16 protein-coding genes are annotated in these 18,986 nt (G+C 64.4%); 8 read left to right on the top strand and 8 right to left on the bottom strand.

Translation table 11 applies throughout. From position 1 onward, the window contains the following. Positions 1 to 103 precede the first annotated feature (103 nt). Positions 104 to 1,660 carry a S8 family serine peptidase gene (locus ACFPOU_RS19590; protein WP_379725211.1) on the bottom strand — a complete coding sequence of 519 codons (1,557 nt, stop codon included), beginning with the start codon at positions 1,658 to 1,660 and terminating at the stop codon, positions 104 to 106. A gap of 334 nt (positions 1,661 to 1,994) precedes the next feature. Between ACFPOU_RS19590 and ACFPOU_RS19595 the strand changes: the two genes are divergently transcribed. Continuing rightward, complete coding sequence (locus ACFPOU_RS19595; protein WP_379725214.1) at positions 1,995 to 3,101, top strand: S-(hydroxymethyl)glutathione dehydrogenase/class III alcohol dehydrogenase; 1,107 nt, start codon at positions 1,995 to 1,997, stop codon at positions 3,099 to 3,101. 369 nt (positions 3,102 to 3,470) lie between these two features. Here the strand turns inward: ACFPOU_RS19595 and ACFPOU_RS19600 are convergent, their stop codons facing one another. Then, complete coding sequence (locus ACFPOU_RS19600; RefSeq protein WP_379725217.1) at positions 3,471 to 3,668, bottom strand: hypothetical protein; 198 nt, start codon at positions 3,666 to 3,668, stop codon at positions 3,471 to 3,473. An 11-nt stretch (positions 3,669 to 3,679) separates the two neighbouring features. Between ACFPOU_RS19600 and ACFPOU_RS19605 the strand changes: the two genes are divergently transcribed. Then, positions 3,680 to 5,977, top strand: coding sequence for a TonB-dependent receptor domain-containing protein (locus tag ACFPOU_RS19605; protein ID WP_379725220.1), 2,298 nt, complete (start codon positions 3,680 to 3,682; stop codon positions 5,975 to 5,977). Between the two features lie 67 nt (positions 5,978 to 6,044). After that, positions 6,045 to 6,215 (top strand): hypothetical protein, encoded by a 171-nt coding sequence (locus ACFPOU_RS19610; protein ID WP_379725223.1) that lies wholly within the window; start codon positions 6,045 to 6,047, stop codon positions 6,213 to 6,215. Positions 6,216 to 6,217: 2 nt separating this feature from the next. Here the strand turns inward: ACFPOU_RS19610 and ACFPOU_RS19615 are convergent, their stop codons facing one another. Both ACFPOU_RS19615 and ACFPOU_RS19620 read right to left on the bottom strand, forming a co-directional pair. Then, complete coding sequence (locus ACFPOU_RS19615; RefSeq protein ID WP_379725225.1) at positions 6,218 to 6,547, bottom strand: YnfA family protein; 330 nt, start codon at positions 6,545 to 6,547, stop codon at positions 6,218 to 6,220. Between the two features lie 101 nt (positions 6,548 to 6,648). Continuing rightward, positions 6,649 to 7,194: an SRPBCC family protein gene (locus tag ACFPOU_RS19620; RefSeq protein WP_379725228.1), complete on the bottom strand. Its 546-nt coding sequence runs from the start codon at positions 7,192 to 7,194 to the stop codon at positions 6,649 to 6,651. A 436-nt stretch (positions 7,195 to 7,630) separates the two neighbouring features. On the opposite strand from ACFPOU_RS19620, the gene ACFPOU_RS19625 reads away from it, so the two are divergent. Further along, positions 7,631 to 9,943 carry a UvrD-helicase domain-containing protein gene (locus ACFPOU_RS19625; protein ID WP_379725231.1) on the top strand — a complete coding sequence of 771 codons (2,313 nt, stop codon included), beginning with the start codon at positions 7,631 to 7,633 and terminating at the stop codon, positions 9,941 to 9,943. A 115-nt stretch (positions 9,944 to 10,058) separates the two neighbouring features. Here ACFPOU_RS19625 and ACFPOU_RS19630 read toward each other — a convergent pair whose 3' ends face one another. From ACFPOU_RS19630 to ACFPOU_RS19640, 3 genes are all read right to left on the bottom strand, one after another. Then, complete coding sequence (locus ACFPOU_RS19630; protein ID WP_379725234.1) at positions 10,059 to 10,829, bottom strand: BPSS1780 family membrane protein; 771 nt, start codon at positions 10,827 to 10,829, stop codon at positions 10,059 to 10,061. Between the two features lie 5 nt (positions 10,830 to 10,834). Continuing rightward, entirely contained in the window at positions 10,835 to 11,800 is a 966-nt protein-coding gene (locus tag ACFPOU_RS19635; protein WP_379725237.1) for a homoserine kinase, read from the bottom strand. A gap of 63 nt (positions 11,801 to 11,863) precedes the next feature. Further along, a complete protein-coding gene (locus ACFPOU_RS19640) occupies positions 11,864 to 12,445 on the bottom strand; it encodes a hypothetical protein (RefSeq protein WP_379725240.1) in 582 nt (193 codons plus the stop codon). A 176-nt stretch (positions 12,446 to 12,621) separates the two neighbouring features. Here ACFPOU_RS19640 and polA point away from each other — a divergent pair, with 176 nt between their 5' ends. From polA to ACFPOU_RS19655, 3 genes are all read left to right on the top strand, one after another. Next, on the top strand, positions 12,622 to 15,360 hold the full coding sequence (gene polA, locus ACFPOU_RS19645) for a DNA polymerase I (RefSeq protein WP_379725243.1): 2,739 nt from the start codon (positions 12,622 to 12,624) through the stop codon (positions 15,358 to 15,360). Positions 15,361 to 15,567: 207 nt separating this feature from the next. After that, the gene (locus ACFPOU_RS19650) at positions 15,568 to 16,785 is read left to right on the top strand and encodes a DUF4382 domain-containing protein (protein WP_379725246.1); all 1,218 of its coding nucleotides are present in this window, start codon (positions 15,568 to 15,570) and stop codon (positions 16,783 to 16,785) included. 354 nt (positions 16,786 to 17,139) lie between these two features. After that, positions 17,140 to 18,231, top strand: a complete 1,092-nt coding sequence (locus ACFPOU_RS19655; protein WP_379725249.1) for a GGDEF domain-containing protein — start codon at positions 17,140 to 17,142, stop codon at positions 18,229 to 18,231. A gap of 5 nt (positions 18,232 to 18,236) precedes the next feature. On the opposite strand, the gene ACFPOU_RS19660 is transcribed toward ACFPOU_RS19655, so the two are convergent. Then, positions 18,237 to 18,503 carry a helix-turn-helix domain-containing protein gene (locus ACFPOU_RS19660; protein ID WP_379725252.1) on the bottom strand — a complete coding sequence of 89 codons (267 nt, stop codon included), beginning with the start codon at positions 18,501 to 18,503 and terminating at the stop codon, positions 18,237 to 18,239. A gap of 234 nt (positions 18,504 to 18,737) precedes the next feature. Here ACFPOU_RS19660 and ACFPOU_RS19665 point away from each other — a divergent pair, with 234 nt between their 5' ends. Then, positions 18,738 to 18,902, top strand: a complete 165-nt coding sequence (locus ACFPOU_RS19665) for a hypothetical protein (protein WP_379725255.1) — start codon at positions 18,738 to 18,740, stop codon at positions 18,900 to 18,902. Positions 18,903 to 18,986: the final 84 nt, after the last annotated feature.

Raw genomic sequence — 18,986 nt, forward strand, 5'->3', positions numbered from 1 at the left:
GCCCCTGCTAACGTTTACAACACCCCAAAAGAAAAATGCCGTTCAGTCTTAACTGAACGGCATTACGCCGAAGCGTCCTTTTTGCATTCCGCCTTCCGGCAGCTTACATGCCGCAACCGAGCGACTTGATACGGTCGTAGGCAGCCTTTGCCTGCACCAGGCCGAAGCCGAACTTGGTATCGCGGCCGGCGGCGCCCAGGTCCAGCGCGCTCTTGCCGAGCGAGGTGCGGATCTGCGAGCCCGTGCAGGTCGGGAAGTAGCTCCACACCAGTGCGGCGACGGCCGACACGTGCGGGGTTGCCATCGAGGTACCGTCGAAGTAGGCGTAGTTCGATGCGTTGATGCCGACGGTGGCGCTCTGGCCCAGCTGGGTCTTCATCGCCGCGCCATCGGTATCGGTCGCGGTGACCGACGGGATGTTGGTCACGGTGGTGCCCAGCGTGCCGCCGAAGGCGCCTGCCACGTTGTTGTACACCACGGCGCCGAGGCCGCCGCTCTTCTCGCAGTTCGAGACCTTGGTCGCAAAGTCGACCGTGCCGCGCGCGATCAGGCAGACCTTGCCGGAGACGGCGCTGTTGATCGCGTCGCCGATGCCGAAGTCGGCCAGCGGCGCGGTGGCGGTCTTGACCGGCGAGCCTTCCATCGCACCCGGCACGTAGGTGCTTGCGCCGACGGTCAGGATAGCTTCCTGGCCAGTGCCCATTGGAACAGTCGACAGGACGCCGACGCCGGGACCTGCCAGTTCGACCTTGCTGTTGTACTGCGAGAAGGTGGCCCAGGCCTTGTTCTCGTCGACAGCGCCGACCATCATCACGCTGGCGTAGCCGGCAGGGTAGGAGATGACGGTGTTGCCGTCGTTGCCGGCGGCGGCGATGCTCAGCACGCCTTTCGATTGCAGGCTGTCGAAGGCGTTTTGCTCGGTACGGCTCGAACGGCCGCCGCCGAGCGACATGCTGATCACGTTGGCGCCTGCCGCACCGCATTTGTTCGCTGCCGTAGCCAGGGTCGACGAGTAGGCCCAGCCGGCCGCGCCGAATACCTTGACGATATGCAGCTTGAGCGCCTTGTTCGCGTTGACGCCGACCACGCCGGTACCGCTGTTGTTGATCGCGGCGATGGTGCCGGCGACGTGGGTGCCGTGGCTGTTCTCGTCGGTGTACCACCAGCCGGTGCCGCTGTCGTATTCGCCGGTGACGGGATTGGTCGACAGGTCTTCGTGGTTGCGGTCATAGCCCGAGTCGATGATGCAGACCTTGCGCTTGCCGGCGAGCGAGTCGCTCAGCAGGTCAGCCTGGACTTGCTTGATGCCGTATGGGACTTGCTGGCCAGCCAGGTAGGGAGTGCCGGTCGAAGGCGAGGTCAGGGCGAACGGCTTGCGCACGACGTCTTCCTCGATGTACTGGACGTTCGGGTTGTTTTCCAGCCCCTTGAGCGCGACGAGCGGCACTTCGACGGCCATGGCGTTCATGCCGAAGATCTCGTGCTTGACCGCGCCCTTGGAGGCGGCCACGGCCGATTTGACTGCTGCTTTGGCGCCTGGCTTGAAGGCGACGATGATGCGGGTGGTGTCAGGTGCGGCCGCATAGGCGGCATTGCACAGCATTCCGGCCGCTGCAGCGGCCAGGCACAGACTGAAGGTCTTTTTTGCAGCACGAGTCATGTTTACTTCTCCGTATGAAAACCTATAGAAATGCCGCGATTCTTCGCTCGCGTGCATGTTTTTTATAAAAACGCATGGTTTGCCGTCGATGAACGGCTGAGGCCAGTGTATGCATGAAATGTACAGGCGGGCAATTCCTAAATTAATCGAGATCAGCGGTGTTGCAATGTTGCACGCTGAAACGATTGAAAACGGTATGGTGGGTTTATTTAGTGCTATATTTTTGCCCCTCGCCATTGTGCATTTGCAGCAATTTTCGAGGTGCATCGGCGACGTCCTTCTCCGGCGCTTGGTATGATGGCGTTCACTCCCATCTCGTGTACAGGAACAGCCCATGAAAACGAAGGCCGCGATTGCGTGGAAAGCGGGTCAGCCGCTGACGATCGAAGAAGTCGAACTCGAAGGCCCGAAGGCCGGCGAAGTACTGGTCGAAGTCAAGGCCACCGGCATTTGCCACACCGATTACTACACGCTCTCGGGCGCCGACCCGGAAGGCCTGTTCCCGGCCATCCTCGGCCATGAGGGCGCCGGCGTCGTCGTCGACGTCGGCCCGGGCGTGACCAGCCTGCGCAAGGACGACCACGTCATCCCGCTCTACACGCCGGAATGCCGCCAGTGCAAATTCTGCCTCTCGCAGAAGACCAACCTGTGCCAGGCGATCCGCTCGACCCAGGGGCGTGGCCTGATGCCGGACGCGACCTCGCGCTTCTCGCTCGACGGCAAGCCGATCTACCATTACATGGGAACTTCGACCTTCTCGAACTACATCGTGGTGCCGGAAATCGCGCTGGCCAAGGTGCGTTCGGATGCTCCGTTCGACAAGATCTGCTACATCGGCTGCGGCGTCACCACCGGCATCGGTGCCGTCATCTTCACGGCCAAGGTAGAGGCGGGCGCCAACGTCGTCGTCTTCGGCCTGGGCGGCATCGGCCTGAACGTGATCCAGGCGGCCAGGATGGTCGGCGCGGACAAGATCATCGGTGTCGACCTCAACCCGGCACGCGAGGCCATGGCGCGCAAGTTCGGCATGACCCATTTCGTCAATCCGACCCAGGTCGAGAGCGTGGTGGACAGCATTGTCCAGATCACCGACGGCGGCGCCGACTATTCGTTCGAGTGCATCGGCAACGTCACCACCATGCGCCAGTCGCTCGAGTGCTGCCACAAGGGCTGGGGCCAGTCGATCATCATCGGCGTGGCCGAAGCGGGCGCCGAAATCTCGACCCGTCCGTTCCAGCTGGTGACGGGGCGCGTGTGGAAGGGTTCCGCCTTCGGCGGCGCGCGCGGCCGCACCGACGTGCCGAAGATCGTCGACTGGTACATGGAAAACAAGATCAACATCGACGACCTGATCACCCACCACCTGCCGCTCGAGCGCATCAACGAAGGGTTTGATTTGATGAAGTCGGGCGAGTCGATTCGTTCGGTGGTCGTGTACTGACCAGCCGCATCTGTGGCCTGTTCCGCGGAAGCGACATGCGTCGCATGCCGCGGACACAAAGCCGGCGTCACAAAAAGCCGGTGTCAGGTCTGACAATCGGACACGAAAAGCCGGTGTCACGAAAAGCCGGTGTCAGGTCTGACAATCGGACACGAGCTCGTCAGGTCACAAGCGAAAAGCCGGTGTCAGGTCTGACAATCGGACACGCAGCAAAAAGCCGGTGTCAGGTCTGACAATCGGACACCAGCTCGTCAGGTCAGGGGCAAGTATGACGATCGCCGCGATCGGATATGAGCTCACGAATGCATGGCACCAAGCTCGCGCCTGTCCGAATGTCAGACCTGACCCCAGCTGTTCCATGTCCGAATGTCAGACCTGACCCCAGCTGTTTATTTGGCCGCGGCTGTTTGTTTCCCCTTGCGCCGGTACGAACTGCTCCATCACGGCCGTGCGCAACAGCGCCGGCGGCATCGGGGCGGTGATACAAGCCGTTACCAAATCATGAGTATCGGAAAGAAGGTGTGCGCCGACCGCGTGCGACAATTGCAGCCGATTAAACTCTGCCATGTCGCCGTCCCATGCCCGCCACACCCCGCACGAAGTCCCACCCGGTCCCGCGCCGCCGTCTCCTGGTTTCCCTCGTCCTCGGCACGCTGATCGTGTCGGCCTCGGCCGCCGCGCAGCAGGCCCCGGCTCCGGCCGCGCCCGCGCCTGCCGCGGCGCCGTCAGCCGGGCAGGGCCAGGCCACGGGCGCGCTGCCGGCGACCGCCACCGTCTCCGTCACCACCAAGCGCAACGCGAACCGGATCGACCGCCAGGTGTACGACGTGAAAGCCGACCCGGCCAGCTCGAACGACACCGTGGCCGATACCCTGAACAAGCTGCCCTCGGTAGCGGTCGACGCCGATGGCGCGGTGACGCTGCGCGGCAAGAGCAATGTCCAGATCTATATCGATGGCAAGCCCTCGGCCGTGATGCAGGGCGATAACCGGGCCGCGGCCATCAATGCGCTGCCGGCGGCCGATCTCGAATCGGTCGAGGTCATCAACAATCCCGGCGCCCAGTTCGGCAACGAAGGCGGCGGCGGGCCGATCCTGAACCTGGTGATGCGGCGCGAGCGCACGCCCGGCGGCTTCGGCGTGCTCAACGCGAATGCCGGCACCAGGGGCCGCTTCAACGCCGGCAGTTTCGGCAGCTATACCACCGGGCGCATCAGCGCACAGGGCAGCCTGTCCGGGCGCCACGACCAGCGCGGCACCGACGGCGAGACGGTGCGCGAGCGTATCGATCCGGCTACCGGCGCGGTCGCGCGCAGCGCCCAGGCCTCGCGCGGCGACACGGAAAACCGTTCCGTCTCGCTCAACGGCACCCTCAGCTACAACCTCGGCGAGAAGGATGTGGTGGGCGTGAGCGTGATGGCCTCGGGCACCGACAGCGACGCCGTCTCGGTCGAACGCTATCGGGGCAGCAATGCCGCCGGCGTGGTCGACAGCGACTACCTGCGCGCGGGGCAGCGCGCAGGCAGCAGCCGCAACTACAGCCTGTCGGGCCGCTTCGACCACAAGGGCGATACGCAAGGCGAACTGTTCAAGATGGACCTGCGCCTGTCGGGCGCCACCAGCGAAAGCGAACTGCGCAGCGCGACCGACTATACGCTGCGTCCGCTCGCTGCGCAGAACCCGCGCACGCGCCAGGACAACCTCACCGACAACCGGGTGGCCGACTTCACCGGCGACTACGAGCTGCCGGGCGAGCGCGGCACCCTGCGGCTGGGCTACAAGCTGGCCCGCAGCCGCAGCGCGTTCGACAACGCCTACTTTGATATCGACGCGGCCACGCTGGCCGAGCGCGTCAACGGCGGGCGCACCAACCGCTTCGAGCTCGACGAGAAGACCGCCGCGCTGTACGGCTCCTACCAGTGGCGCATCGACAGCCGGTGGGCGGTGCAGGGCGGCTTGCGCGCCGAGTACACCGATGTCGACCTGTTCCAGGCGACAACGAATATCCGCGCCGGCAACAGCTACCTGGATGCGATCCCGAGCGCCTTCCTCACCTACGGCTGGTCGGACGACACCACGCTGCGCCTGAGCTACGCGCACCGCATCCGCCGCCCGGGCGCGGCCGACCTGAATCCGTTCGTGATCTACCGCGACGAGTTCAACGTCTCGTCGGGCAACCCGAACCTGCGTCCGAGCGATTCCGATTCGCTCGAACTCGGCCTCGAAACCAAGTTCGGCAAGGTCGACGCCAACCTGCGCCTGTATGCACGGCGCGATACCGACCTGATTTCCGAGCGCCGCTTCTTCCTCGACAACGATGTCTTGCTGACGACGCGTGAAAACGCCGGCAGCAGCAATGCGGGCGGCCTGGAGTTCAGCTTCGGCGGCAAGGCCACCGACAAGCTCAGCCTCAACGCCAGCGGCAACCTGGGCTATGCCGAGCAAAGCGTGCTCGGCAGCGCAGGCGGCGACAAGCGCAGCGCCACCTCGCTCACCGGCCGTGCCCGCATCGCCTACCAGATCGACCGCGAGAACCAGGTCCAGCTGATGATCAATGCCCAGGGCAAGACCCTGTTCGGCGAGGGCTACCGCGCACCGTCGGCCACGGCCGACCTGAACTACCGCCGCATGCTCACGCCGGCGCTGTCGCTGGTGGTCAACATCAACGACCTGTTCGATTCTCAAAAAATGGACACGGTCACCGAGACCGACCGCCTGCGCGAAACGAGTACCCGCCGCTTCGACGGACGCACGCTCTTTGTCGGCCTGTCCTACCGCTTCGGCGGCGCCGGGCAGCGCGCGGGCCGGCCGGGCGGCGCGCCGGGCATGCGCGGCCCCGGCGGCTGGGGCGGCTGGGGCGCTGGCGCGGGCCATTGAGCCGAGCTGGGCGCCGCTGAACGCGGCCCTGTGCCAGACTTGGGGGATCGAACCCAAGGAGCACGGCATGACGAACCAGCAAGTCACCCAGGACCAGGACCAGGATAAGGATACAGTGCCGGCGCCCGCATCGGCGAACGGCTTCGACGGCCTGAAGGACAAGAAGCCGGAAGACCTGACGCCGGAAGAATTGCGCCTGATGGCCGACACGATGCCCGGCGACGGACCGGGCGACTGAGTTCAGCGCGGCTGCAAGGCGATGACGGCCATGCCGGCCAGCGCCAGGCATGCGCCGGCCGCATCCCAGCGGGTCAGGCTGACGCCGTCGACAAAACGCAGCCACAGCAGGGCGACGGCGATATACATGCCGCCGTAGGCCGCATAGATGCGGCCGGTGGCGCTCGGGTGCATGGTCAGCAGCCAGGCGAACAAGGCCAGCGAAGCGGCCGCCGGCACTAGCAGCCAGGCTGGCTTGCCTTGTTTCAGCACCAGCCACGGCAAATAGCAGCCGACGATTTCGGCCAGGGCGGTGACGGCGAACAGGAGGGCGGTGTTGATCAGTGCCGGCATGGGCGAATGATACGCGATCGATGAAAAAAAACCCGAAGGCCATTGCTGGCCTTCGGGCTGCCTGATGTGCGGCAGTGGCGGTCTCCGCCACCGCGCCGCGCTCAGTGCTGGTCGATCTTGCCGCGCCAGCCGCCGGTCTCGGCGCCGCGCTTCTCGAGCATTTCCTTGAAATTGGTCAGGTTGGCACGCGTTTCCATGCGCACCGCTCCGAGAGCGTCGCCGATCGTTTCCAGCACGCCGTCCGGCTTGTAATCCATCTGCAGCGTCACGCGGGTGACGTTGTCGGAAATCTTGTGGAAGGTCACCACGCCGGCATTGTGCACGCCGCCGATGCTGCGCCAGGCGATGCGCTTGTCCGGAATCTGTTCGGTGATTTCGGCATCCCATTCCTTGTCTTCACCGGCGACATTCGCTTTCCAGTGCAGGCGCTTGTCGTCGAGCTGGCGGATTTCCTTCACGCTCTTCATGAACTGCGGGAAATCCTCGAACTGGGTGAACTGGTTGTACACCGTACGCACCGGCGCATTGACTTCGATCGCCTCGATGATCGACGAATCGCCGTTCTGGGTACGGTTCTTCTTCATTTGCTTCGACAGCATCATTCCGCCCACAGCAAGTGCGGCGACAGTCACGACTCGATTCAACATAGGTTTCTCCTTTTAAGCAATAAGGCATCCTGCACACGAAGCGCACAGAGCCCATCGGCTGATACTGGTTACATCGACATGATCCACGCATTGAAGCGCGTATTTGTTATTAAGTTAATCGAATTTTTGAACAGGTGGCGCGCGGGAGACTCGGGACTTGTTACTGCTGAGTTAAATGCAGATGCCGTACTATGCAGGCTGCTTATTTACTTTTGATTGGGAAATTGCCGTTTTTTAGAGGAGATGAAAGCATTCGGTATTCGCCGGAATTGACGAAGCGCGGTGTGCCACGCTCGTCTGTCGCGGCAAGAACGGTGTCCTTCGAATGAAATTTTATTTCACCTGAGCCCTTGTTTTGAAATTTCCTTTCCCGTTGCTGAGGTGTCGATAGGAGACTGGATGGGCGTACAGTAAAGTCGAGCGGTATAATGGGCGCATGAATCTCCTTCACAACCTTAATCCTGAACAATTGGCCGCAGTGACCCTGCCTGCTCAGAGCGCGCTGATCCTTGCCGGCGCCGGTTCGGGCAAGACCCGCGTGCTGACGACCCGCATCGCCTGGCTGCTGCAAACGGGGCAGGTGTCACCCGCCGGGATCATGGCGGTGACCTTCACCAACAAGGCCGCGAAGGAGATGCTGACCCGCCTGGCGACCATGCTGCCGGTGAATACGCGCGGCATGTGGATCGGCACCTTCCACGGCCTGTGCAACCGCTTGCTGCGCACGCATTACCGCGACGCCGCGCTGCCGCAATCGTTCCAGATCCTCGATTCGCAAGACCAGCTGTCGATGATCAAGCGCCTGCTGAAGGCGGCGAACGTCGACGATGAAAAATATCCGGCCAAGAACCTGATGTATTTCATTAACAATGCCAAGGACCAGGGATTGCGGGCCGGCCAGGTCGAGGCCTACGACCCGATCGAACGCAAGATGGTCGAGCTGTACGAACTTTACGACCAGCAGTGCCAGAAAGAAGGGGTGGTCGATTTCGCCGAACTGCTGCTGCGCGCCTACGAGCTACTTTCGCGCAACGCACCGCTGCGCCAGCATTACCAGATGCGTTTCAAGCACGTGCTGGTCGACGAGTTCCAGGACACGAACGACCTGCAATACAACTTGCTCAAGCTGCTGGCCGGCCACGGCGAGCAGGTAGGCGGCGCGATCTTCGCCGTCGGCGACGACGACCAGAGCATCTATGCCTTCCGTGGCGCCAACGTCGGCAACATGTCGGCCTTCGAACGCGATTTCAAGGTCAGGAACCTGATCAAGCTCGAGCAGAACTACCGCTCGCATGGGCACATCCTCGACAGCGCCAACTACCTGATCGCCAACAACCAGAAGCGCCTGGGCAAGAACCTGCGTACCGATGCCGGACTGGGCGAGCCGGTCCGTATCTACGAAGCCTCGTCCGACCTGGAAGAAGCGCAGTGGATCATCGAGGAAGCCAAGAACCTGATGGGCGAAGGCTTGCCGCGCAAGGAAATCGCGATTCTCTACCGGTCCAACGCGCAGAGCCGGGTCATCGAGCACGCGCTGTTCGCGGCCGGCATTCCCTATACGGTGTATGGCGGCCTGCGCTACTTCCAGCGCGCCGAGGTCAAGCATGCCATCGCCTATTTGCAGCTGATGGACAATCCGCACAACGATTCGGCCTTCCTGCGGGTGGTGAACTTCCCCACGCGCGGCATCGGCGTGCGCTCGATCGAGCAGCTGCAAATGGCGGCCGATACCTATGGCATCTCGCTGTACGCGGCCGTGCCCTACATGACCGGCAAGGCCGGCACCTCGCTGGGCGGTTTCGTCAAGCTCATCGAGGGCGCGCGCTTCGAGACCCAGCAGCTGGCGCTGCCGGAAATGGTGCGCATCGTGCTTGAGCGCAGCAACCTGCTCACGCACTACGGCAACGAAAAAGAAGGCGCCGACCGCATCGAGAACCTCGAGCAGATGGTCAACGCGGCGGCCCAGTTCGTGCAGGAAGAGGGCTTCGGCCAGTCCGCCCCGGCGCACCTGGGTCCGCCATCGCAGGCGCAGGCGGGCGAGGCGGTCCTCTACCAGGACGGCATCGAGATCCTGGACGCGGACGCGCCGCTGCCGTCGGTGATGTCGCCCTTGTCCGCTTTCCTGGCGCACGCGTCCCTGGAGGCGGGCGACGCCCAGGCGCAGGCCGGCCAGGACGCGATGCAGCTGATGACGGTGCACTCGGCCAAGGGTCTGGAATTCGACGCCGTCTTCATTACCGGCCTGGAAGAGGGCCTGTTCCCGCACGAAACCAGTGCCCGCGAGCTCGACGGCGTGGACGAGGAACGCCGCCTGATGTACGTGGCGATCACGCGCGCCCGCAAGCGTTTGTACATGAGCTTTACCCAGCAGCGCATGCTGCACGGCCAGACGCGCTTCAACATGAAGTCGCGCTTCTTCGACGAGTTGCCGGAAGAAGCCCTGAAATGGCTCTCGCCCCGCGTGCAAAGCAATTGGTTCGCCAACAAGAAATCCCCCACCGCCTGGGACGATGCCGCCTTCCGCAACGGCAGCGACAACAAGATCGCCCAGCAGATCACGCAAAAGTCGGCCGGCAACGGCGTCGGATGGCGTGTCGGCGAATCGGTCACGCATGCCAAGTTCGGCGAGGGCGTGATCGTGAATATCGAGGGCGGGGCGGGGGCGGCGCGCGCCCAGATCAACTTCGGCGCTTCCGGTATGAAAGTGCTCGATCTGTCGGTGGCCAAGCTGGAGCGGATCGCGCGCTGAGACGATGTGAAGTTCGGCGGACGGAACCGGATGCGGTGCCGGCACCAGCCGGGCCGGCAACGCACCGCTTCTGGCGCTTAACGACGCATGGATGTCCGGGCGAGCACCGGCGCCATCACTTGTTCAGGTTGACGCGCCCTGGGCCCACATCCACCGGCTTGCCGAAGATCTGCCGGTATCCCGCATACATCGCGCACTGCAACAACAGCACGAACAGGAAGATCAGCCACATGATCGCCACCCGCGCCAGGCTCGATCCGCCCAGCACCAGCGCGACGATGAAGCAGACGCCGAAGAAAATCGCGAACCACGCCAGCAGGAGCACGATGAATACGCGGGCATTCTTGAGCACGGCGAAGAAGCTGTAGAAGGTCGCCTTGCCTAAGCTCATCTTCTGCCAGTATGTCAGCGGCGCGGCAAAGGCCAGCGCGATCAGCACCGCCACGTCGAGGATGAAAATGCCGATCATGGCCAGCAGGTCGGAAGCATGCACGCGCGGCGGCGCGTTCGGGTCGACCGGCTGCGAGACCTGCTGCCAGAAGCCCGGGTCGATCGCGACCTTGGTCAGCATGGTCAGCAGCAGCGACGCGCCGAGGTAGATCAGGCCGACCTTGCACAGGTCGACGATCACCGGCTTCCTGAAACCGGTCAACAGCACGGCGGGCGTGACGCGCTCGCCGTTTTCGATCATCAGGCAAGCCTTCATGAACGCCATCGAGAACGAGGGAATCAGGACCACGGCCACCATCTTGCCCAGTAACGGCACGGCACTGATCAGGAGGCTGAACAGGATATTGGCGAACAGCAGGGTCGTGAGGGCGGCAGGCTGCTTGCGGAACAGGCCGGTGCCTTCCTTCAGCCAGTTCCAGCCGGTAATTGCGGGCATATTAGTCATTCTTGGTGAGCCAGCCGGGGGGCCGGTGTGGCAATACGGTCGCGCAGGATGCGCTCGAAATGGGTGGGATCGTGCGGCGTGAGCATCTCGGCCGCGCGCGGCACGTAAAAGTCGTACAGGCGCGACAGCCAGAAACGCAGCGCCGCGGCGCGCAGCATCGGTTGCCAGGAGGCTTCTTCGGCGCCGGTGAACGGACGCACGGCGCGATACGCGTCCAGCAGCGCATCGACACGCGCCGTATCGAGCGCGCCGCTGGCCAGGTCGATGCACCAGTCGTTGACGGTCACCGCCAGATCGAACAGCCAGGCATCGACGCCGGCAAAATAAAAGTCGAAGCAGCCCGTCAGGCGCTCGCCGACGAACATCACGTTATTGCGGAACAGGTCGGCGTGGACCGGACCGCGCTGCAACTGCGGATAGGTCTCGCCGGCGGCAAACGCGGCCTGGAAGGCCACCTCGCTCCGCAGCAACTCGGCATTTCCGGGCGAAAGATAGGGCAGCACTTGCGGCATGGTTGCCTGCCACCAGTCCAGGCCGCGCAGGTTGGGCTGGTGCAGCGGGAAGTCCAGCGCCGCCAGGTGCATGCGCGCCAGCATCGCGCCCATTGCCGCGCAATGCACTGGCTGCGGGTCCATTTGCGAGCTGCCTTCGAGTTTGCTGACGATCGCCGCCGGCTTGCCGTGCAGGGCGACCACCAGGTCGCCGGCCGCGTTCGCTACCGGCGCCGGCACCGGAATGCCGCGCTCGGCCAGGTGGCGCATCAGGTGAACGTAGAAGGGCAGTTGGTCGAAATCGAGGTTCTCGAAGACCGTCAGGACGTATTCGCCGCGCTCGGTCGTCAAGAAAAAATTGCTGTTTTCGATGCCGGAAGCGATGCCCTGGAGCGCCACTGCCTGGCCGAGGGGAAACTGCTCCATCCACTGGGTGAGATCATCCAGTGTGACTGCGGTAAACACTGCCATGTGCGAGGGTGAAATAAGAAGAGTCTGGGCGTGCGGGCGCGTTGCGACCGCTTGGCGGGTTGATCAGCGGTTCGCGGGCAGCGGCGGCGGCGGTGGAATGTCGGCCGGCTTGAGCATCGGAGCGGTTGCCGCCGGTACGTTCGCGGCAGGCGCACGGTTCGCGGCAGCCATGCCGGACGCGGTTGCCGTTCGCTTGGGCGGCGCCGCGGCGCTTGCGCCCGCCGCTGCCGCATCGGCTGCCGCTTGCGCTTCGGCCGCCGCCTTGCGCTTGGCGTTGAGGTCGAATTCCATCACTTGCCACTGCGGCGCGCGGATGGCGCTGCTCTGGGCGTCGCCCGGCTGCGCATTGCCCACGGGCTGGCCCGGCTTCATGACATACCGGCTCTTGCCGCTCTGGACTTCGACTTCGGTGACCTGGCCGCTGTTATTGCGCTTTTCGCGAATTTGCGTGCCGCGCCGCGGTTCGATGTTCGTCAGGGGCGTTTCGCTTTCCGGCTCGATGCGTTCGGTCGCAGGCGGTTGCCCCGCGGCCGGCGCCGGTGCCGGCCGCGGGGCAGGCGTTGGCGCCGCCGTTTGCGCAGACGCCGCGCCGGCACAGCCGAGCAGGGCAATCGACAGGGTCAGACGGGGAAATATGCGCGGCATGATGGTCACCTTGTATCGTTTGAACCATTGTAACAAACACAGTGCCGTCCCGTGAAAAGTGTGCCGTCCGACCCCATATCGACACGGCGCGCGGCCCTTGCGTTGCGCTTTGACCGGCGCCGATTCTGCGATAATGGCGCTCACTTTGGCCAAGGCCGGCTTTCCCCATCATTCCTATGCAAAATACCCTGCTGCTCGTCGACGGTTCCAGCTATCTCTATCGCGCCTTCCACGCGCTGCCCGACCTGCGCGGCCCGGACGGCCACCCGACCGGCGCGATGCACGGCATGGTCAACATGCTGCGCCGCCTGCGCACCGACTATCCGGCCGCCTACATTGCCTGCGTGTTCGACGCGAAAGGCAAGACCTTCCGCGACGATATGTACCCCGAGTACAAGGCGACGCGCGCCTCGATGCCGCCCGATCTCTCCAAGCAGATCGAGCCGATCCACGAGGTGGTGCGCCTGATGGGCTGGCCGATCCTGATGATCGAGGGCGTGGAGGCGGACGACGTGATCGGCACCCTGGCCGTGCAGGCTGCCGCCAAGGGCATGAAGACCATCGTCTCGACCGGCGACAAGGACCTGGCGCAACTGGTCAACGACAAGGTCATGCTGATCAATACGATGAGCAACGAAAAGCTCGACGAAGCCGGCGTGCTGGAAAAATTCGGCGTGCCGCCGAACCGCATCATCGATTACCTGACCCTGATCGGCGACACCGTCGACAACGTGCCGGGCGTGAGCAAGTGCGGTCCGAAGACGGCCCTCAAATGGCTGGCCCTGCACGGCTCGCTCGACGGCGTGATCGAAAACGCGCACAGCATCGGCGGGGCGGTGGGCGAGAACCTGCGCACGGCCCTCGAATGGCTGCCGCAAGGGCGCCGGCTGATCACCGTGAAAACGGACTGCGACCTGGTCGGCCACATCGTCTCGATCGAGGAAAGCCTGGTCGGCCGTCCGGAAGACAAGGACGCGCTGCGCGACTTCTTCAGCCGCTACGGCTTCAAGACCATGCTGCGCGAGTTGCAGCAGGGCGGCACTGGCGGCGGCCCGGCGCTCAATTCGCCCGAAGGCGCGCAGGACACCCTGCCGGGCATGCCGATCATCAAGGGCGACTACGAACTGGTGACGACCTGGGAACAGCTCGACAAATGGCTGGCGCTGGCCGAGGCCGCCGCATTGACCTCGGTCGATACCGAAACGACGTCGCTCGACCCGATGACGGCGCAGATGGTCGGCATGTCGCTGTCGGTCGAAGCGGGCAAGGGCGCCTATATCCCGGTGGCGCACCGCTACGCCGGCGTGCCCGAGCAATTGCCGCGCGAAGAGGTGCTCGAGCGCATGCGCGGCTGGCTGGAGAACCCGGACAAGCCCAAGCTCGGCCAGAACCTGAAGTACGACATGCACATCTTTAACAACCATGGGATCACCTTGCAAGGCATCGTCCACGACACGCTGCTGCAATCCTATGTGTTCGAGTCGCACAAGCCGCACGACATGGACACGATGGCGCTGCGCCACCTCGGCTACACGACGATTCCTTTCGTGGACGTCTGCGGCAAGGGCGCCAACATGATCTGCTTCGACCAGGTCGAACTCCAGCGCGCGACGCAATACGCGGCCGAGGATTCCGATATCACGCTGCGCCTGCACCGGACCATGCTGCCGCACGTGGAAAAGGATGCCGGCCTGACCTACATCTACAGGCAGATCGAGCTGCCGACCCAGATCGTGCTGCAAAAGATCGAGCGCAACGGCGTCCTCATCGACGCTGCAAAACTGCAGGCGCAATCGCGCGAATTGGGCGCGCGCCTGATGGAACTCGAGCAGCAAGCCTATGCAATGGCGGGCGGTCCGTTCAACCTCGGCTCGCCGAAACAGATCGGCGAGATCTTCTTCGGCAAGCTGCAACTGCCCGTCATCAAGAAGACCGCCACCGGCGCGCCCTCGACCGACGAGGAAGTGCTGCAAAAGCTGGCCGAGGATTTCCCGCTGCCGAAGGTGCTGCTCGAGCACCGCGGCCTGTCGAAGCTGAAATCGACCTACACCGACAAGCTGCCGACGATGGTCAATGCCGGCACGGGCCGCGTGCACACCAACTACGCGCAAGCCGTGGCGATCACAGGGCGCCTGGCCTCGAACGACCCGAACCTGCAGAACATCCCGGTGCGCACCGCCGAAGGCCGCCGCATCCGCGAAGCGTTCGTCGCGCCGCCGGGCAGCGTGATCGTCTCGGCCGACTACTCGCAGATCGAGCTGCGCATCATGGCCCATATCTCGGGCGACGCGGCCATGCTGCGCGCCTTCGCCGAGGGCGAGGACATCCACCGCGCCACGGCCGCCGAAGTGTTCGGCGTCGCGCCCGACGAAGTCGACAACCAGCAGCGCAGCTATGCCAAGGCGATCAATTTTGGGCTGATCTACGGCATGAGCGCCTTTGGTCTCGCGGCGCGCCTCGGGATCGAGCGCGCCGCCGCCGCCAGCTACATCGACCGTTACTTCGCGCGCTTCTCGGGCGTCAAGCAGTACATGGACGAGACGCGCCTGGCGGCGAAAGCGCGCGGCTATGTCGAGACCGTGTTCGGGCGTCGCCTGTGGCTCCCCGAGATCAATTCCCCGAACGGCCCGCGCCGCGCCGGCGCCGAGCGGGCCGCGATCAACGCGCCGATGCAGGGCACGGCGGCCGACCTGATCAAGCTGGCGATGATCGCGGTGCAGGGCTGGCTGGAATCGGAGCGGCTGGCCACGCGCATGGTCATGCAGGTGCACGACGAACTGGTGCTGGAAGTGCCGCAGGCGGAACTGGAGCTGGTGAAGGCCAGGCTGCCCGAGCTGATGGCCGGCGTGGCCGCGTTGAAGGTGCCGCTGGTGGCCGAGACGGGAGTCGGCAGCAACTGGGAAGAGGCACATTGAGAGCCTGTCCGAACGGGCCGGCCCCATGGCGCCACCCGTGCGGTCGACGCCGGTGAAGTCGACAGCTGGTAAGTTGCGCCAAGCCAACAGTTAAACGGTTTAAATGTAATGAAACGTTTCAATGCGGCTGATCCAGCACAATGTTGCCCGCGGGAATGTTAATGTCCTTTCAGCGCCACCTGGCGAGCCTATTCTGAAAGGTCATCCATGCAATTTACTGCCATTCGTTCCCCTCTTCTCATCGGCGGCGTCGTCGTCGCCGCCACCCTCGGCGCCTGTGGCGGCGGGGGCGGCGACAGTGCGCCCGCACCCGCGCCGCTGGCGACCATGGGAACCTTGAGCGTGGCCATGACGGATGCGCCGGCCTGCGGCTTCGATGCCGTCAACGTCACCGTCGCCAAGGTGCGCGTCAACAAGAGCGCCACTGCCGGCGAGAGCGAAAGCGGCTGGGCCGACATCACGCTCGCCACGCCGAAAAAGGTCAACCTGCTCGATTTGACCAACGGCGTGCTCGAGACCCTGGGCCAGACCTCGCTCGAGGCCGGCCAGTACAACCAGCTGCGCCTGGTGCTCGACGCAAACGCGAGCGGCACTGCCAACACCGTCGTCGTCAGCGGCACCAAGACCGAACAGGCACTGGAAACCCCGAGCGCGGTGCAAAGCGGCATCAAGCTGGTCGGCGGTTTCACGGTCGAGGCCGGCAAGCGCGCGGACGTGGTCATCGACTTCGATGCCTGCAAGTCGGTAGTGTCGCGCGGCAGGGGCGCGTATGCGCTCAAGCCCGTGGTGAAAATGCTGCCGAGCGCGATCAACGGCATTTCGGGCGTCGTCAGCCCGACCCTGCTGGGCAGCAACGTGACCGTTTCGGCGCAGCAGAGCGGCAGCATCGTCAGCGCCACCACGCCGAACGCCACCACCGGCGAATTCCTGCTGTCGCGCCTGGCGCCGGGGAACTACGACGTCGTCATCACGGCCGACAACAGCGCCGCCGCCGTGATCGGCGCCGTGCCGGTCGCCTCGACCAGCAGCACCACCTCGCTCTCGACCGCGGCCGCGCCACTGCTGCTGTCGGCCAGCACGATGGGCAGCATCGGCGGCACGGTCACCATGACCCCGCCGAACGGCACGGAAGTGGCGTATGTGGCGGCCAAGCAGACCTTTGCCGCCGGTCCGACGGTGACGATCAAGTACCAGGGCGCCGACCTGAGCAGCGGCGCCTACACGATCGCCAGGCTGCCGCTCGCCACGCCGCAGTACGTTGCCTACAGCACCACCCGTCCGCTGGCCTTCGCCGCGGCCGCCGGCGTCACTGGCGGCACCTACCGCGTCGAAGCGTCGGCCACCGGGTATGCGAGCAAGGGCGTGGATGCGGTCAGCATCGCGACGCAGAACCAGACGGCGGTGAACTTCGCGCTGGCGCCGTAAAACGATCGGTCTGGCGCCCCGCGGGGGCGCCAGCCTACCGCTCCCGGGTGAAACAGCGGAGAGTTCGCCGCGGGCCGGCGCAAGGCCGGTCGAATCTGGGCTGGCGCGCCAGTCCGGGGATTGCCGCTCGATAGGACCTCAGCTTGAGCTTGTTTCTTTCCGCCATTAAAGACCTCGACTTTGAAAGGCGTATTCGGTAGAGTCTGAACCGTTGCGCGCGTCGTGCGCTCACCTTCTTCTGCCCACGCTTCTGGCATTTTCCAACCATGATGACGTATCAGACTTTCACGGCCGCGCAGAAGGCGCGGCCGGCATGCTAGTCGTACCGGCCCGCTCCGGGGCGCCGCGATGAGCATGCTGCGCCGTCTCGCCATCCTGCTGTGCAGTACCGATCCACGCCTGCACCGGATGCTCCAGTACTGGGCCGCGACCTGCGTGCTCTATTTCGTCTGCATCGGCTTGCTGTTGCAGCAGGTGAAACACGGCCTGAGCGATCCTGGCGCCACCCAGGGCCTGATGCTGTTCGGCGCCTGCGGCGCCGTCGCTTTCTATGTGCTGATCCGTCTCCACGCGCGCCTCAAGCTGGCGCCCGATCAGCTGGCCGTCGGGCAGGCCGTGTTCTCCCTCGTGTGCAGCGTCTGGGCCTACGCCATCTCCGGTCCGCTGCGCGCGGCCATGCTGACGATGACGGTGGTGATCATCGTGTTCTGCATGTTCGCCCTGCGCCCGCGCCAGACGCACCTGCTGTCGGCCTTTGCCATCCTCGGCATGGGCGCGGCGATGTGGTGGCTGCAGGCCCACGATCCCTTGCGTTTTCCGCCGGTGACCGAAGCGATCACCTTCGGCTACCTGGCCGGCGCGCTGATGTCGACGGCCCTGCTGAGCGGGGAGATGAGCAAGCTGCGCTCGCGCCTGAAGCACCAGAAGCGCGAACTGTCCGACGCGCTCGATACGATCCGGGTCCTGGCCACCGTCGACGAACTGACTTCGCTGGTCAACCGGCGCCACATGAACAGTGTGCTCGAGGCCGAAGAGCGGCGCCATGCGTCCGTGGCCGATACCTGCATCGCCCTGCTCGACATCGATTTTTTCAAACGGGTCAACGACCGTTACGGCCACGCGGCCGGCGACGCCGTGCTGCGCTGCTTCTCGGCCGCCGCGCGCGCCGCGCTGCGCGATAACGACGTGCTGGCGCGCTGGGGCGGCGAGGAATTCCTGCTCCTGCTGCCGGACATCGCCCCGGCCGATGCGCAGGCCGTGCTGGAACGCATGGCCGAGCGCGTGCGCGCGATGACCGTGCCGGGCCTCGACGGCAGCCGCATCAGCTTCTCGGCCGGCCTGGCCACGCGCCGCGCCGGCGAGCCCTGCGCCGAGGTCATCAGCCGCGCCGACAAGGCGCTGTACCTGGCGAAGGAAGCGGGGCGCGACCGGATCGTGGTGGCGTGAGCGCCTCAGGCGCCGAGCAGCTTGTCGTTCAATTTGCCGATCGCGTACAGGCGGATCAGGATGGCGAGCGGTCCGGGCAGGGGCACGCCCGCTTCGAAGCGGCTGCCGCTCGATTGGGTGACGCCGAAGCGGCTCCAGAATTTTTCCTGGCTTTCGCGCTTTTGTCCGCGCAGCTGGCGGATCGCCTGCGCCGTCAGTGGAGATGCCGGTGCCGGCGCGCCGCTCCCGGCGCGTGACGCTTTGTCGTTGGGTGTGTTCGAAGCCTGGTGCATGTGAATCCGTCATCGGTATGGATCGACTCCGCCGCGGCAGCGGCCGGGTAGAGAGCGCCATCCATCGTAAACCGGATGAAGGGCTTCAATCCTATCGGAATGTCACACTTGCGGATCAAGCATGCCTAACAAAACCTTTTACTTGCTTTGGTGGCAACATATTCGTACACTGAGCCATACCGACCGTCCGCTATCGGCCAGAAGCAGACCAAAACTCACGCAAGGAATTGTGCAATGCCCCAACTCTTTGAGCAAGACCGTCTGGACGTCTGGTACGACGGTTCTGCGGTGTGCGTTATCGCCGTTGGTTCGCATGGAGATCCGTTAGATCTTTCCGAAAGCGAAGTCGAAGCCCTGATCGTGAAGTTGCAGGAATCGCTAGAAAAAGCGCGTTCTTAAACCTGTGGTCTGGACGTCTGTATATGGACTCCTCCTCGTTTGCAAACAATCCGTCGTCAGGCTGTGAGGTACGACTGCTCACGT

Source organism: Massilia jejuensis, from assembly GCF_042656795.1.
Classification (GTDB): domain Bacteria; phylum Pseudomonadota; class Gammaproteobacteria; order Burkholderiales; family Burkholderiaceae_D; genus Telluria; species Telluria jejuensis.

Bases quoted from the DNA above. Each gene is read 5' to 3' on its own strand.
- ACFPOU_RS19650 (WP_379725246.1), top strand. From the start codon at position 15,568: ATGCAATTTACTGCCATTCGTTCCCCTCTTCTCATCGGCGGCGTCGTC.
- ACFPOU_RS19660 (WP_379725252.1), bottom strand. From the start codon at position 18,503: ATGCACCAGGCTTCGAACACACCCAACGACAAAGCGTCACGCGCCGGG.
- ACFPOU_RS19635 (WP_379725237.1), bottom strand. From the start codon at position 11,800: ATGGCAGTGTTTACCGCAGTCACACTGGATGATCTCACCCAGTGGATG.
- ACFPOU_RS19590 (WP_379725211.1), bottom strand. From the start codon at position 1,660: ATGACTCGTGCTGCAAAAAAGACCTTCAGTCTGTGCCTGGCCGCTGCA.
- ACFPOU_RS19625 (WP_379725231.1), top strand. From the start codon at position 7,631: ATGAATCTCCTTCACAACCTTAATCCTGAACAATTGGCCGCAGTGACC.
- ACFPOU_RS19640 (WP_379725240.1), bottom strand. From the start codon at position 12,445: ATGCCGCGCATATTTCCCCGTCTGACCCTGTCGATTGCCCTGCTCGGC.
- ACFPOU_RS19665 (WP_379725255.1), top strand. From the start codon at position 18,738: ATGCCCCAACTCTTTGAGCAAGACCGTCTGGACGTCTGGTACGACGGT.
- ACFPOU_RS19595 (WP_379725214.1), top strand. From the start codon at position 1,995: ATGAAAACGAAGGCCGCGATTGCGTGGAAAGCGGGTCAGCCGCTGACG.
- ACFPOU_RS19620 (WP_379725228.1), bottom strand. From the start codon at position 7,194: ATGTTGAATCGAGTCGTGACTGTCGCCGCACTTGCTGTGGGCGGAATG.
- polA (WP_379725243.1), top strand. From the start codon at position 12,622: ATGCAAAATACCCTGCTGCTCGTCGACGGTTCCAGCTATCTCTATCGC.
- ACFPOU_RS19610 (WP_379725223.1), top strand. From the start codon at position 6,045: ATGACGAACCAGCAAGTCACCCAGGACCAGGACCAGGATAAGGATACA.
- ACFPOU_RS19605 (WP_379725220.1), top strand. From the start codon at position 3,680: ATGCCCGCCACACCCCGCACGAAGTCCCACCCGGTCCCGCGCCGCCGT.
- ACFPOU_RS19655 (WP_379725249.1), top strand. From the start codon at position 17,140: ATGCTGCGCCGTCTCGCCATCCTGCTGTGCAGTACCGATCCACGCCTG.
- ACFPOU_RS19600 (WP_379725217.1), bottom strand. From the start codon at position 3,668: ATGGCAGAGTTTAATCGGCTGCAATTGTCGCACGCGGTCGGCGCACAC.
- ACFPOU_RS19615 (WP_379725225.1), bottom strand. From the start codon at position 6,547: ATGCCGGCACTGATCAACACCGCCCTCCTGTTCGCCGTCACCGCCCTG.
- ACFPOU_RS19630 (WP_379725234.1), bottom strand. From the start codon at position 10,829: ATGCCCGCAATTACCGGCTGGAACTGGCTGAAGGAAGGCACCGGCCTG.